The sequence below is a fragment of the Hyunsoonleella aestuarii genome (genome assembly GCF_006148925.1).
GTDB classification, from domain to species: domain Bacteria; phylum Bacteroidota; class Bacteroidia; order Flavobacteriales; family Flavobacteriaceae; genus Algibacter_D; species Algibacter_D aestuarii.
In genome coordinates this window covers 1,085,058-1,100,118 of sequence record NZ_VAWB01000001.1, presented here as the reverse complement: position 1 = coordinate 1,100,118, position 15,061 = coordinate 1,085,058, and the positions used below count along the sequence as shown (strand labels likewise).

Here is a 15,061-nt window from a genome sequence, read left to right as displayed (position 1 = left end):
ATTGCCTATAAAAGACCTAAAACCAAGGCAATGGGAGAATTAAACGTAACTAAACTTTCTAAAAAAAAAGACAGGGCTAATTATGTTCATCATTTACTAAACGACATCAAAGCGCTTGAGTTGATGATTGATAAGAATATGATTGAAGAAAGCCCAATTCGCATTGGAGCAGAACAAGAGTTTTGTCTAGTTGATGATTGTTTTCTACCAAACAATAATGCATTAAAAGTATTAGAGAATATTGATGACGACCATTTCACAACAGAAATTGGTAATTATAATCTGGAGCTAAATCTAGACCCTTTAAAACTCACAGACGATTGCTTTAGCCAATTACACAAACAATTAAACAATCTACTAAAAAAGGCTAAAATAGCAGCTAATAAAGAAAATACAAAAATTGTACTCACGGGTATTTTACCGTCTTTAATATTGGATAGTGTTAGTTTGGATAAAATGACACCCATAAAGCGTTATGAGGTCTTAAACGAGGCCATTAGCGGTACAAGGAAAGAAGATTTTAATATTCACATTAAAGGGGTTGATGAGATAAATTTTTTACATGACTCCGTAATGCTTGAAGGTTGTAATACTAGCTTTCAAATGCATTTGCAGGTTGCTCCTAATAATTTTACAGACACTTATAATTGGGCGCAAGCCATTTCGGGACCAATTCTTAGTATATGTGCTAATTCACCAATATTGTTTGGTAAGGAGTTGTGGAGTGAAACACGCATTGCTCTCTTTACACAAAGTATTGACACGCGCACTAACTCCTTTGTTTTAAATGAAAACCAATCAAGAGTAAGTTTTGGAAATAACTGGCATACAGGCAGTATAGCTGACATTTTTAAAGACAATATTTCAAGATTTAGAAGTTTTCTAACAACAGAGTTTACAAAAGATAGTGTCGAAATGATTGAAAAAGGAGAAGTGCCAAAGCTTCGTGCTTTAGGTTTACATAACGGTACTGTATATCCTTGGAATCGAGTTTGCTATGGTGTTTCTAAAAACAAACCACATTTAAGAATTGAAAACAGATACATTCCTTCTGGACCCACCACAACAGATGAGGTAGCGAACATGGTTTTTTGGGTAGGTGTTATGATGGGGAAACCCAAAAAGTATGATAACATTCACAAGACGTGGGATTTCAAGGATGTAAAATCTAACTTCTTTAATGCGGCAAGATATGGAATGGGAACTCAGTTCTACTGGGGTGGAAAGTATATATCCAGTCATGATTTAATTTTGAATGAATTACTACCAATGGCATATAAAGGACTTTATAGCATGGGAGTTTCCCCTAAAGACGCTGAGTATTATTTAAAAGTTATTAGGGACAGGGTTAATGGTTTATACGGATCGGAATGGTTAATTAGAAGCTATAGAAATTTAAAAAAATCTTACAAGCGTTATGAAGCAGTGCAGATTTTAACTGCAGAAATTTACAAAAAACAGAAGAACGATTATCCTGTTTCAACATGGCGAATTTTAAATAAAAATGTCAAGTCTCCAGCAAAAGGCAACAGAATTGTAAAACATATTATGAACACCGATATTTTTTCTATAGACAAGGATGATAGTATTGGGTTGGTTTTGAATATGATGCAATGGAAAAACATTCACCACGTTCCAATTATTAATCATATGAAAGAAATAGTTGGCGTGTTATCTTGGAATGATATAAAACCATTATTGAACAAAAAAAACAAACACGCCATGTCTGTTGGAAGTATTATGAACAAACATGTTGTAACTGTAAATGAAAATTGTTCTGTAAAAGAGGCTCAGAAGCTTATGAAATCACACGGCATTAGTTTTCTTCCGGTTATAAAACATAACAAATTAATAGGATTAATAACTAATAACGATTTATAATTGCAAACAAATATTCATCACACAGAAGTTCAGGGTCAAGATAATTCTGTAAAAAGAACAATTGCAGAAATTCATGGCAAAGCAGAAGGACCTACGCTAATCTTTTTTGGAGGAATGCACGGCAATGAAAAAGCAGGTGTTTATGCATTAAAAGACGCGTTAAAATGTATAAACCCAAAGCAGTTGAATGGTTCAATTTATGCAATCGCCGGGAACTTGAAAGCTTTAGAACGAGATTTAAGATATATAGATGCAGATTTAAATAGACTTTGGACTACTGGTAATATCGAAGCTATTAAAAACAAAGCTATTTTAAACCATGAGGAAAAAGAACTTTTGAAGCTGCTTTCGCTTTTAGAAGATATTTTGAACAAAAATTCAGGGCCATTTTATTTTTTTGATCTTCACACTACTTCAAGTAAAACTTTACCTTTTATAACAATTAATGATGCTCTCATAAATCGTAAGTTTTCTCGTTTGTTTCCTGTTCCTATTGTGTTAGGTATTGAGGAATATTTAAATGGACCGCTTTTGAGTTATATTAACACTCTAGGTTATGTCTCATTAGGCTTTGAATCCGGACAACATCTAGATGCTCAATCTGTTGAAAACAACATCGCATTTATTAATTTAGTAATGCATTATACGGGTGCTTTTAGGAGTAATAAGAAAGATAAAATAGCTCATTATAATTTACTAGAAGAAGAGAGTAAATCTTTAAACCAATTTTTTGAAATCACACATTTACATAAAATAAATAGCGAAGACTCTTTTAAAATGAAAGAAGGCTTTGATAGTTTCCAAAAAATACAAAAAGGTGTTGAAGTTGCATTAAGTAATAAAGCCTCTATATATTCTAATCACAATGGTCTTATTTTTATGCCGCTTTATCAAAAGAAAGGCGCAGAGGGGTATTTTATAATTAGAACCATTAGACCGTTTTACTTATACCTTTCTGTTTTTTTAAGACGGATAAAGATTGACAACCTATTAGTTTGGCTTCCAGGTATTTCTTGGCAAAACAAAGAAAAAGGGGTTTTAAGGGTTAACTTAAATGTTGCAAAATTCTTTGTGAAACCTATATTTCATGTCTTAGGTTATAGAAATAGACAAATAACAGAAACCCATTATAATTTATACAATCGCGAACGCGTAGCCAAGACGAGCGTTTATAAACAACAGCCTTGGTATTGAATTAAAAAATGTTAATCTACTTTTTGTTATTCTCCAAATCAATATCTGCCATAAGACCACTTGGGTCTATTTGTACAGAGCCAATAGATTTATTTGTTTCTAATGTATAGTTAGGATATGCCCAAGCCCAATCGGGTTTTAGAGTAGCGTTTGTTGGTTTTTCACCGCGCATCATTTGAAGCGGGATGTAAAAATCTTCAATAGATCCATCAACATAGGTTACTCTTATATCTAAGGGCATGGGCATAAGCCCTATTCGTTCTAATGTTACTCTGTTGTCTTCAATAGATTTTATGCCGTAATCAATAGTATTAGTGGTTTGAGTAAAGTCCATTAAATACCAATCAAGCTCCAGTCCAGATACTTTTTCAGCTGTGCGAATTATATCATTTGGAACAGGGTGCTTAAAACTAAAATCGTTAAAGTATTTTTTTATTGTTTTCTTCTGATTTTCTTCACCAATTACATAACGTAATTGTGACAAAAAAACATAACCCTTGTAATATGCCGAAATAGCTGAAGCTTGATTGTAGTTAAAGCGATCCGCATGCGTAGTTTGCGGTTGTTCAACTCCAGAATTAGCATAGCTTCTGTAAATATTGTAGGCACGTTCCGTTGGTTCTGTAAAGCTCTTGTTGAAAATGACACTTTCGGCATATTCGCCAAAATATTCTGTAAAACCTTCGTCCATCCAGTAGTGTTTTAATTCGTTTGTTGCTAATAAAAATTGAAACCACGAATGTGCCATTTCATGGGCTGTTACACCGAACAATCCATTAAAAGAGCCTTCGCCTGCAATTAGTGTACACATACCATATTCCATACCACCATCACCACCTTGAATAATGGAGTATTGTTTGTAAGGATAGGCACCTATGTTTTCACTAAAAAACTCCATAAGAGCAACAGCCTTAGGTTGTAGGTTTTTCCAATTTTCAAGCTTTTCTTTAGGCATCGAGTTCTTGTAGAAGAAATGAAGCATTGGTCCGTTGGGAACTTGTGCTTTATCATGAATGTAGTTGGGGTCGGCTGCCCAAGTAAAATCGTGAACATTAGGCGCTACAAAATGCCATGTCAATTTATTGCCCGTAGGTTGGTAAAGCGTTCCTGTTTGGTAACCATGACCAATTTCGTTCGGGTTTTGCAAGTAGCCTGTTCCTCCTACCACATAGTTTTTATCGATGGTGAGCTTCACATCAAAATTACCCCAAACACCATGAAATTCACGACCTATATAGGGGTCGGCATGCCATCCTTCAAAATCATACTCTGCTAATTTAGGATACCATTGTGCCATAGATAGCGCCACACCTTCTTTATTATTTCTACCAGAACGTCGAATTTGAATAGGAACTTGAGCATCAAAATCCATATTAAAAGTCACTTTTTCTCCGGGTTGAATAGGTTTTGAAAGCTCCACCTCTAAAACAGTTCCAACGGTTTCATATGTTATATCAGCACCATTTTGTTTTAAAGAATTCACGTGGATATAACCAATTTCATCTGGTTTTAACTTGCCAATTCTGTCGCCAACTCTTGGGTCTGGATCTGGTATATTTTGAGATCTTATATCCATTTCGCTACCCGGTTGAAAAGCATTAAAATACAAATGATAGAACACTTTGTATAAAACATCGGGGGAGTTGTTGGTATAAACTAATTCCTGCTTTCCTTTGTATTGATAGGTGTTAACGTCCATATCAATTTCCATTTTATAATCAACACGCTGCTGCCAGTAGAAAGAGGTATTATTAGAAACACTAGCAACTTGAGCCGGTTTTGGAGGAGTTTGAGATATAGGACCGGGAGTTTTCTGAACCGTTTTACACGATAACAAGAAAAAAACTATGGTTACACTTAATAAATAGTAATAAAGCTTTTTCATTTTATTTAGACGTTTTAGCGGCCATTATTAAGGCGTTGTAGGCATTTACAATTTTCCCAGATTTACTTAAATCTGAAAACGGCTTTATATTACTAGAATCGCCACCAACAATTACTTTGGTTTTTATAGCAAGCCCAGAGTCCATCAATATTTTCTTAACCTGAGCCGCGGTTAAATTAGGATAATACGATCGTATTAATGCAGCAACTCCAGCAACAGCTGGTGCCGCCATTGAGGTTCCGCCTTTGGTGTCATAATCATTCTCAGGGGTGGCCGAATAAATTTCAGCTCCTGGAGCAAATACATCGACATTTTGTTTTCCGAAATTTGAGAAATTTGCCACTAAATTTGATCCATATTTTGGCGATAAAGCACCAACTCGAATGTAAGTATTCGACACTTCAACACCGTTTACATTATCGTCTGGAAATTTAGGTTCTACATCAACATTTTTGCTATCATTGCCAGCGGCATGAACAAATAGAACGTCTTTTTCTCCTGCATAAGCAATCGCATCACGAACCCAATCGCTATGTGGCGAGTAACTTTTACCAAAACTTGCGTTAATTATAGAGGCGCCATTATCTACGGCATATTTTATAGCTAATGCCACATCTTTATCATACTCATCGCCTCTTGGTGTCGATCTAATCGACATAATTTCAACATTATTTGCTACACCGTTAGCACCTTTTCCATTGTTTCGTTCGGCAGCTACAATAGCAGCAACATGTGTACCATGGCTTTCAGTTTTTTTCTTTGGTTTAACATTATTGTTTCCGTAAGGCACATCATTAAGATTATCGGGATCATCACCTGTAACACGTCCTCTGTGGTCAACATTTAAATAATAATTTAATCGGTTATTAAACTCTTCTAAACCATCTTTAAGTTGTTGTTTAAATTCACTCACCGAACCGGCATCTAAACTGTAAATATATTGCACAACAGATATAGATTGCTGAAGTCCCTTATCTTCTGTTTTTATGGCACTAACCTCTTCTTTTGTGTAACCTTTTTTACCCAAATGCTTCGAAATAGTTTCATCTGCACTCGATAATTGCAATAAAAATTGATCATAATTACTTTTGAGCCCTAAATACTTTTCCCGCTCTTTTTCAAGTTCTGCTTTGGCTTCTTCAAATCTAGGATCATTAGTCTTACCGCTAGCAATTAAACGCACATATTCCAATTGCTCATAATATCCATCTCCAACAAAATTCCAACCATGAATATCGTCTATATAACCATTGTTGTCATCATCTTTTCCATTGTTTGGAATTTCATCTTTATTAGTCCATATTACGTCATCTAAATCTTCATGATCAATGTCGATACCAGAATCAATAATAGCAACAATTACTTTTTTTCCTTTTCTCTTTTTAATTAGTTCAGCATAAGCCTTATCGACACTCATGCCCGGAATGGTGTCTTTTACCAAATCTAAATGTCCCCAATTGTGTTTTTCAGCTTCAGTGAGCTCAGATACTTTTAATGGTGTTTTATCAATATTTTCAACAGGTGTTGCTATAATATCTGCAGTGCTTCCACAGCTAAAAATTAATGTAGAAAAAAGCGTAAATAGTGTTAAAAATTTTATTGTTTTCATTTTAATAAGTTAATTGAATATATCTTCTGTAGTGTAAATGTTCTTTAGGCGAACTCCTTTTTCGGTATGTTGCACCGTTATAATTTCGTTGTGAGCATCGTGTTCAAGAAATAAATAATAGTTCTTTTCGGCTGCCAAATTTAAAAATTTTTCCTTTTCACTCAAGGTTAGTAAAGGTCTCGTATCGTAACCCATAACATATGGCAAGGGCAAATGACCAACGGTTGGCAGTAAATCTGCCATAAAAGCAATTATTTTACCTTTGTAATGGATTAGCGGAATCATCTGTTTTTCGGTGTGTCCGTCTGCAAAAAAGATGTCAAAACCTAATTCGGAATTTTCTAAGAAATCTGTTTCAGGAAGCCTTGTGAATTTTAAATGACCACTTTCCTGAATTGGAATAATATTTTCCTTTAAAAACGATGCTTTTTCTCGTTTATTGGGTTCTGTTGCCCATCTCCAATGGCTTTTATTGCTCCAAAACTGTGCGTTTTTAAAGGCAGATTGGTAACCCGTTCTGTTTTTATTCCATTTAATACTACCACCGCAATGGTCGAAGTGAAGGTGTGTCATAAACACATCGGTAATATCATCAGGGTGAAAGCCTTGTGTTTTCAATGAATTATCGAGAGAATCGTCGCCCCACAAATGGTAATAACCATAAAATTTATCCGATTGCTTATTGCCCATTCCTGTGTCGATAAGTATAAGCCTATTGCTGTGTTCTATTAGCAAACATCGGGCAGCAATATCTATCATGTTGCTGGCATCTGCAGGATTTGTTTTTTGCCATAATGTCTTTGGAACAACACCAAACATGGCACCACCATCTAGTTTAAAATTACCGGCATTAATAGGATATAAATTCATAGGGATTGCAAATTAACAAAACTCTTTTAAAGGTTTAGAAAAGTTAAGAATATATTATGAATTATGAGGAAGTATAACCGTTTAACCCTTGGTAATAACATTCTTTAAACGCTTTCCAAAATCGAACAATGCTTTAATTTCTTTAACACTAGCCAGACGTTCTTTGCCAAATATTAACAAGGCTCTTTCGTTGGACTCCACATGATAATAAGGATTACTCTCAAAGAAATGAGTAACATCATCATCAAAAAACTTTGAAATTTCAGCTACATTTTCTCCCATGAGGTAAAAACGTTTCGAAAAATCTTCATGGTTTTCAATGGGAATATCTTTAAACCCAGCAAACGCAGACACCTTCTCTAAAAACCCCTCTCTATCCAAAGTGAATTCCGGTAATGAGATGTTTAAATTTATATGAAGCATGGTGCTTCGCACAACTTCTTTTGCAATAAATTCACCCTCAGAAAACTCGATATCAAACAATTTGATGGTTTCATCTATTTGAGACAATTCGTTATATATATGGTTAATTTGTTTTGTTCTAAAAAAAGAGAAATTGTTTAAAAAAGAGACATCTTTTTTCTTTTCCGCGCTGTAATTTAAATCATAGTCTTTAGCCAATACTTCCATACTTGTCTGACGCCTGGTGAGACTGTTTTTAATTATTTTAGGAACAGGCAGCAAACGTCTTGAAGCAAATGGGTGTTTAGAATCTGTATCGTGCATGTCTAAGCCAATAACATCAAAATGACCGCCACGTTTAGAAAATAACTCCTGATAGTTATTAATATTTTCCATGATAGTATCGTCTACAAATTCACACATGGAAAAATCCACTATAACATCTTCATCTTCTGGAACAGCGTCGAGGTGTTTTTTTAATCGGAAATAATTCAAAAAACTACAAAAATGCTTGACGCTAACGTAGTAACTACCATTCTCTTCTTCTTTAAACATTAAAACATTAGGTTTTAACACATTTCTTAAAAAGAGTCCAGCACTTTTATTTACGATAATATGAATAATAAAGGTTGTAATCACGCCAGATATTATACCTGTTATTAATCCAATTTTTAAAGTTAAAATTAGTGTAACAAAGAAGATTATAAGTTGTTCTTTCCCTATAGAAAACATTTTGGTAACAACTTTCGGTGACGCTAATTTATAACCTGTATAAACCAAAATTGCCATTAATGCAGGAAGCGGAATTCGGGTTAATTGTGTGCTAAAGAAAACAATAAAAAGGACTAAAAAAAGTGCATGAAAGAAATTGGAAGATCTATTGGAGGCGCCTTGATTTACATTTACAGAGCTACGCGCTATTACCGTTACAACATTTAAGCCGCCTAGAAAACCACTACCTATGGTTGCTATCCCCAGAGCTTTTAAATCTTTATTAACATTAGAGCGTCTTTTTTCTGGATCCAGCTTATCTACTGCTTTTATACTCAATAATGATTCGATACCGGAAATTAAGGTAAGAGCTAAAACACTCCCTAAAAAGGAGAAGCTTAGAATACCACTAAAATCGGGGCGAGGTAAATCTGCAATAATAGCTTGGATGGTTGGTATACCAGAAATCATATACTCCTTAGAGATAGGATTAGTCTCATGCAGCCCTATTTCAAAATAATAGCTGAATCCAATAGAGAGAATAACAATCCACATTGGAGCGGGTATAAGCTGCAAATATTTATTTCTAATTTTAGAATAAAATATCATAATCGTTAAACTTATAATACCAGCTAATGCAGCGAATATCAAACCCTTGTTTCCATAATGAAGAGCGTCATTTATGGTATATGGAATTTCTATTAAATAATCTACAGTATCTTCTCTATTAATTTTATGAGCAAGCATAATATGAAATTGCTTTCCCAGAATAATTAACCCTATAGCGGCTAGCATGCCTTGAATTGCAGAAGAAGGAAAAAAATCTGCAAGCGCTCCCATTCTAAAAAAACCAAGCATTAAGAGCAATATTCCAGAACAAATAATTGCCACATAAGTGCTTTCCAAGCCTAAAGTGGAGATAGCAACAAGTAAAACACCTACTAAGCCATTTCCAGGTCCCGAAATGGTAACATGGCTGCCCCCTAAAATAGAAACTACAATACCGCCAACAACAGCGGCAATGACTCCAGAAATTGGGGGAGCTTCACTTGCCATAGCTAGCCCTAAACCTAGCGGCAATGCAATAAGGCTTACTACGAAACCTGAAAACATATTTTTAGGTAAAGCCTTTAAAAAGTCTTGTATGTTATTTTTTCTCGGGCTCATTGCAGAATTAATACATCGGTTGGTAATTCGGTTAAAATATGCTCAATATCATGTGGGAATAACCTATCCCAAAATGTCATTTTAGAAGGCGCATTCATTACTAAAAGGTCTGCTCGAGACACTTGAGCATAATGACCGATGGAATACCCTTTTTTACCAAAAATAGGCTGCAACTTTATGGTTTTCCCTTTGGTGTGTTCTTCTGGAATATGACTAATAATTTCTTTTATTCTAGAGTTTTCGCGAAGCTTAATACGTTCTTTAATAATATTAGCGCGCCTTAATGATTTATCGTCTTCAACTTTAACAGAAACTTGATCTTCTTTAATTTCTTCAACAATCGTAATTTTTTCAGAATTTAACTTATGTGAAACATAAAACGCCGCTTTAATGGTTTCTTCTGTTTTAGGGTGTTTTAAGCCATTTACAACAATATGCTGACAAGTAATACGGTCAACAGAAGGTTTAATAAGAAGTAAAACAGAACATGCCGCTTGACGAGTGATTTTTCTAGCAATAGAGCCGACATAATATTTTAGTAAGCGCTCTCTTTGAACAGCTCCTAATATTAATAAATCTATACTCTTTTCTTTTGAAGTCGATAATATAACTTCAACCGGGTCACCTGTTTTGAATACAACCTCGTAATCTAAATGGTCTTTTTTAAAAGCGTTTAGAATAACTTTAAGCGCCTTTATTTTATCTTCTGAAAATTCCCCAACGTGTATTAAAAATAATTTCGACTGAAAAAATACAGACAGTCTTGCTGCTTCATAAAGGTTTGCTTTTAGGTTGGGCGAAAAAGCAATTCCTATTCCAATACTTTTGAATGGTTTTATGGACACATTATAAATTTAGCGAAAAGTTGAAAGATAATATTTTTAAAAAACATGGAATCATCTGTTTTGTTTAAATTAGTGTTTTTTAAAACAAAATCAAATATGTTAGAACTAGCAGGAATCATTATTTTAGGCATATTAGCACAATGGTTCGCATGGAAATTTAAGATACCAGCTATTTTACCATTAATATTAATAGGTTTATTAGTTGGGCCAATTGCAGCAGAGTTTTTGTCTGAAGACGGCACTAAATGGATAGAGCCTATTTGGAATGGTGAAAAGGGACTATTTCCAGGAGAAGGTTTGTTTTACTTCGTTTCACTAGCTATCAGTATTATCCTTTTTGAAGGAGGCTTAACATTAAAGCGGGCTGAAATAAAAAATGTTGGACCTGTTATAACGAAGCTAATCACATTAGGCTCTGCGGTAACATTTTTTGGAGCAGGCATGTTAGCATATTTCATTTTTAATTTAAGCTGGGAGCTCTCGTTTTTATTTGCAGGCCTTATTATTGTTACTGGACCAACGGTAATAACACCAATTCTACGAAACATACCTCTAAAAAAAGATATTTCTACAGTTTTAAAATGGGAAGGCATTTTAATTGATCCAATTGGCGCCTTGGTTGCGGTATTGGTTTTTGAATTTATTAGTGTAGAAGGTGACAGCGGGTTTACTAAAACAGCTTTAATTGAGTTTGGAAAGATTATTCTTTTTGGAACCACTTTTGGGTTTACGTTTGCGCATGCTTTAGCATTTGCAATCAATAAGAAATTGATTCCACATTACCTTTTAAATGTGGTCTCATTATCTACTGTTTTATTGGTTTTTGTAGAGTCTGAAATTTTTGCTCATGAGTCGGGATTACTTGCCGTAGTTGTTATGGGAATGGTATTGGGTAATGGAAAATTAAATAATATTAAGGAGTTATTATACTTTAAAGAATCACTTAGTGTTTTACTCATTTCCATTTTATTTATTCTGTTGGCAGCTAATATTAATATTGAAGACTTAATGCTGCTTTACACCTGGAAAACAGCCCTATTGTTTGCTTTAGTTGTTTTTATAATTCGACCTATTGCTGTTTTTGCAAGTACTTATAATTCGAAACTAAAATTTAATGAGAAACTCTTTATTAGTTGGGTGGGGCCAAGAGGAATTGTGGCGGCAGGAATCGCATCTCTTTTTGGAAGTAAACTTATTAAGCAAGGTGTTGAGGGGGCAGAATATATTACGCCTTTGGTTTTTATGATTGTTCTTGGAACCGTTTTATTGAACGCTACAACTGCACGTTTGTTTGCGAAATTGGTTGGTGTATTTCTTAAAAAATCTGAAGGTATTTTAATTGTTGGGGCTTCAAAAATATCTCGTTTACTTGGACATTATTTAGTAAACAATAACCGTCATGTTGTGCTTATTGATAGTAATGAGAATAATATTGAAATGGCTAAAGAGCTTGGTTTGGAGGCTATTAGCACAAATATTTATTCTGAAACGCTTACTGATAATATAGAATTAAATGATGTTGGGTATTTAATGGCGTTAACAGGAAACCCAGATATTAATAAATATGCTATAAATAAGTTTAGTAAACAATTTGGGGAGAACGGAGCGTTTAGATTAGTAAGCGCCAAAGAAATGGAAGATGATACCAATAACCCAAAAGAGGGATTGTTTTCTCATAAGGATGATTACAATAGGTTGATGGATGTAACCCAAAAACATCCTTCTATTCAAGAAATTGATTTGAAAGACAAAAATCATTACAAGAAGCTTATTGAAACATCAAATAAAGACGAAAACATCATCCCTTTGTTTGTAAAAGACAATAAGGGAGAGCTTCATATAATCTCGTCCTACAATTTAGGGTTTGAAAATATTCAAAAAGGATATCAACTTGTTTATTTAGGGAAAGCTTTGGATCCTGAAAAAGGTAATTCCTAAAAATTAAAGAAGCCTCAAAGTATAAGTAAGTGAGGCTTTTAGGTATTGAAAACTTGTTGTCTATGACATAATATGAAGCTCTGTAAATTCTTTAGTAAGCACTAAAGTGTTATCACCGTTAAGCTTTATATCTTTAAAAGCAATTTCTTCATTATCAATTTGCACTTTAGAAATTTTAAAAGGCAAACCGTGTAAATTTAATTTGAACATTTTATAAGTCGTTATAAATTTTCCGGATTTATGTTGCTGGATTATAAGTTCATCCTTTTTACCATGCAACTTAAAATTTCTTAAACTGTAACGCCCTTTAATGTAATCGTATCCATCCGTATCATCTTCATAAACCATAGAAATTTCTTTTCCAGATTTATAGTAAACATCTAGTAATAATTCATCAATGGTTTTTTCACCAACGTATTGTTGAATAGGGTATTTAGGAATGATTGCTCCTTCCTTAACAAAAATTGGCATACTATCTAAATCTGCATCAACCCATAACTCTTGTCCACCGTTTACTATCTCATCGGTCCAGAAATTATACCATTTCCCTCTAGGAACATATAAGCGCCTTCCTTTTTGATTAGGACCCGTTATTGGGCAAATTAATATTTTTTCACCAAAAATAAATTCATCATTTCTATAGTGTGTTTGCGGGTCCTCTTGGTCATATAATACCAATGATTTAAGGATGGGGATTCCTTCTGAAGCATAATTCCAAAAAGCAGTATACAAGTAAGGTAATAATTGATATCTTATTTCAATAAATTTTCTCACTACATCCGTAATAGTGTCTCCAAAAGTCCACGGCTCCTGATCACCATGATCACCAGAAGAATGCGTTCTGCAGAACGGATGGAAGACCCCTAACTGAATCCATCTAGCATATAATTCGCCATTTGGTTGCTCGGCAAAACCGCCTATATCTGATCCAATAAAGGAGAACCCAGACATACACATGCGTTGAGCTTGAAGGTTCGCAATATTTAGGTGATCCCATGTTGCAACGTTGTCTCCAGTCCAACTTGAAGTATAACGTTGCGTTCCAGAATAAGCAGCTCTTGTAATTACAAAAGGTCTTTTAGGGTAACAGAATTTTTTAAGACCCTGGTAAGTAGCACGAGCCATTTGCATTCCATAAACATTATGAGCCTTTCTATGAGAACAAGGATTACCGTCGTAATCATGCCTTACATCGTTAGGAAATGTCTTACCAGGAACATCCATAACCGCAGGTTCATTCATATCGTTCCAAACACCTTTTACACCGATATCTTCAATTAGTTCTTTAAAAAGATTAGACCACCATTCTCTTACTTCTGGCCGAGTAAAGTCTGGGAAATAACATTCACCAGGCCAGACTTTGCCTTTCATGTATGGGCCATCTGCACGCTTACAGAAGTAATCCTTTTCTAATCCTTCTTTAAACACAGAATATTCCATGTCTATTTTAATTCCGGGATCAATAATAACAATAGTTTTAAAGCCGTCATCTTCAAGCTCTTTGACCATGCGCTTTGGGTTAGGAAAATTTTCTTCACTCCATGTAAAACATCTAAACCCTTCCATGTAATCAATATCCAGATAAATCGCATCACAAGGTATTTGTAATTCTCTAAATTTAGCGGTGATTTCCTTAACGTTAGATTCTGGATAATAACTCCATTTACACTGGTGATATCCTAAAGCCCACAATGCGGGCATTGCATGTGGTTTACCTGTTAAATCTGTGTAGTTAGCAACAACTTCAGACATTTCTGGGCCATAAATAAAATAGTAATTCATTTCGCCACCGTGAGCCCAAAAGCTTGTTATATTTCTACGTTCATTACAAAAATCGAAAAACGATCTAAACGTATTATCAAAGAAAATACCATAAGCTTTTTTGTTGTGTAAAGCCGTGTAAAAAGGTATTGCCTTGTAAATGGGATCTGTATCTCTCCCGTAAGCATAAGAATCTGTTACCCAATTCTCAAAACGCTTGCCTTTTAAATTATTATCTACCGGCTTATCTCCTAAACCATAATAACTTTCACCCGGCTGAGCTGTTTTAGACATTTTCACTACATCACCTCCGAACTCATAACTTTCTTCCCAATGAAAACCAAGCTCATCTTCACAAATTAAACTTTTATTTTTTGCATCAAAAATGGAGATTCTCAAATCCTCTTTTGAAACTTTACAAATGAGCTTCTTTGTTGTAATAATATAATGGCTATCGTCTGCAGCCACCTCAAGGTAATTGTAACCACGGCTTGCGTATTTTGTTATTGCATACGAAAAATCATTCTCAAAAATTCCAGTAGTGGTATATCTAAACCTTAAAACACTATCTCTACGAACAGTTATCTGTAAAACGACACCGTTTTCTGCTTTAAAAGACAGGACGTTTAGATTTTTCTCGTAGCTGGTTATTTTAGAAGGGAATAGGTTTCCTTTAAATTCTAATTCCGTATTTAATATCATAAATCCTCAAATTTATTGATCAACGAAAATAGTAAATAAATTAGGCTTTTAGGATTTAAAAATTACAAAAATACCATTGATTGTTTGTGCAAAAAT

General features: G+C 34.4%; 9 protein-coding genes. 3 read left to right on the top strand and 6 right to left on the bottom strand.

From position 1 onward, the window contains the following. The first annotated feature begins 30 nt into the window (after positions 1-30). A complete protein-coding gene (locus tag FEF17_RS04980) occupies positions 31-1,881 on the top strand; it encodes a CBS domain-containing protein (RefSeq protein WP_139001249.1) in 1,851 nt (616 codons plus the stop codon). After that, positions 1,882-3,075 (top strand): succinylglutamate desuccinylase/aspartoacylase family protein, encoded by a 1,194-nt coding sequence (locus FEF17_RS04975; RefSeq protein WP_246046784.1) that lies wholly within the window; start codon positions 1,882-1,884, stop codon positions 3,073-3,075. Between the two features lie 16 nt (positions 3,076-3,091). Here the strand turns inward: FEF17_RS04975 and FEF17_RS04970 are convergent, their stop codons facing one another. The 5 genes from FEF17_RS04970 to FEF17_RS04950 form a co-directional block, all read right to left on the bottom strand. Further along, complete coding sequence (locus FEF17_RS04970; protein ID WP_139001248.1) at positions 3,092-4,960, bottom strand: M1 family metallopeptidase; 1,869 nt, start codon at positions 4,958-4,960, stop codon at positions 3,092-3,094. Between the two features lies 1 nt (position 4,961). Continuing rightward, positions 4,962-6,569 (bottom strand): S8 family peptidase, encoded by a 1,608-nt coding sequence (locus FEF17_RS04965; protein WP_139001247.1) that lies wholly within the window; start codon positions 6,567-6,569, stop codon positions 4,962-4,964. A gap of 9 nt (positions 6,570-6,578) precedes the next feature. Next, on the bottom strand, positions 6,579-7,439 hold the full coding sequence (locus tag FEF17_RS04960; protein WP_139001246.1) for an MBL fold metallo-hydrolase: 861 nt from the start codon (positions 7,437-7,439) through the stop codon (positions 6,579-6,581). Positions 7,440-7,520: 81 nt separating this feature from the next. Continuing rightward, positions 7,521-9,719 (bottom strand): SulP family inorganic anion transporter, encoded by a 2,199-nt coding sequence (locus tag FEF17_RS04955; RefSeq protein ID WP_139001245.1) that lies wholly within the window; start codon positions 9,717-9,719, stop codon positions 7,521-7,523. Further along, positions 9,716-10,564: a universal stress protein gene (locus FEF17_RS04950; protein WP_139001244.1), complete on the bottom strand. Its 849-nt coding sequence runs from the start codon at positions 10,562-10,564 to the stop codon at positions 9,716-9,718. Before FEF17_RS04950 ends, FEF17_RS04955 begins: the two co-directional genes overlap by 4 nt. Before the next feature lie 96 nt (positions 10,565-10,660). Between FEF17_RS04950 and FEF17_RS04945 the strand changes: the two genes are divergently transcribed. Further along, positions 10,661-12,502 carry a cation:proton antiporter gene (locus tag FEF17_RS04945; protein WP_139002139.1) on the top strand — a complete coding sequence of 614 codons (1,842 nt, stop codon included), beginning with the start codon at positions 10,661-10,663 and terminating at the stop codon, positions 12,500-12,502. Between the two features lie 60 nt (positions 12,503-12,562). Here the strand turns inward: FEF17_RS04945 and FEF17_RS04940 are convergent, their stop codons facing one another. Beyond that, a complete protein-coding gene (locus tag FEF17_RS04940) occupies positions 12,563-14,965 on the bottom strand; it encodes a glycoside hydrolase family 31 protein (protein ID WP_139001243.1) in 2,403 nt (800 codons plus the stop codon). Between the last annotated feature and the right edge of the window lie 96 nt (positions 14,966-15,061).

What these genes read in the sequence shown, in the direction of transcription:
- FEF17_RS04980 (WP_139001249.1), top strand. Translation starts at nt 31, where the DNA reads ATGGGAGAATTAAACGTAACTAAACTTTCTAAAAAAAAAGACAGGGCT.
- FEF17_RS04970 (WP_139001248.1), bottom strand. Translation starts at nt 4,960, where the DNA reads ATGAAAAAGCTTTATTACTATTTATTAAGTGTAACCATAGTTTTTTTC.
- FEF17_RS04965 (WP_139001247.1), bottom strand. Translation starts at nt 6,569, where the DNA reads ATGAAAACAATAAAATTTTTAACACTATTTACGCTTTTTTCTACATTA.
- FEF17_RS04960 (WP_139001246.1), bottom strand. Translation starts at nt 7,439, where the DNA reads ATGAATTTATATCCTATTAATGCCGGTAATTTTAAACTAGATGGTGGT.
- FEF17_RS04955 (WP_139001245.1), bottom strand. Translation starts at nt 9,719, where the DNA reads ATGAGCCCGAGAAAAAATAACATACAAGACTTTTTAAAGGCTTTACCT.
- FEF17_RS04945 (WP_139002139.1), top strand. Translation starts at nt 10,661, where the DNA reads ATGTTAGAACTAGCAGGAATCATTATTTTAGGCATATTAGCACAATGG.
- FEF17_RS04940 (WP_139001243.1), bottom strand. Translation starts at nt 14,965, where the DNA reads ATGATATTAAATACGGAATTAGAATTTAAAGGAAACCTATTCCCTTCT.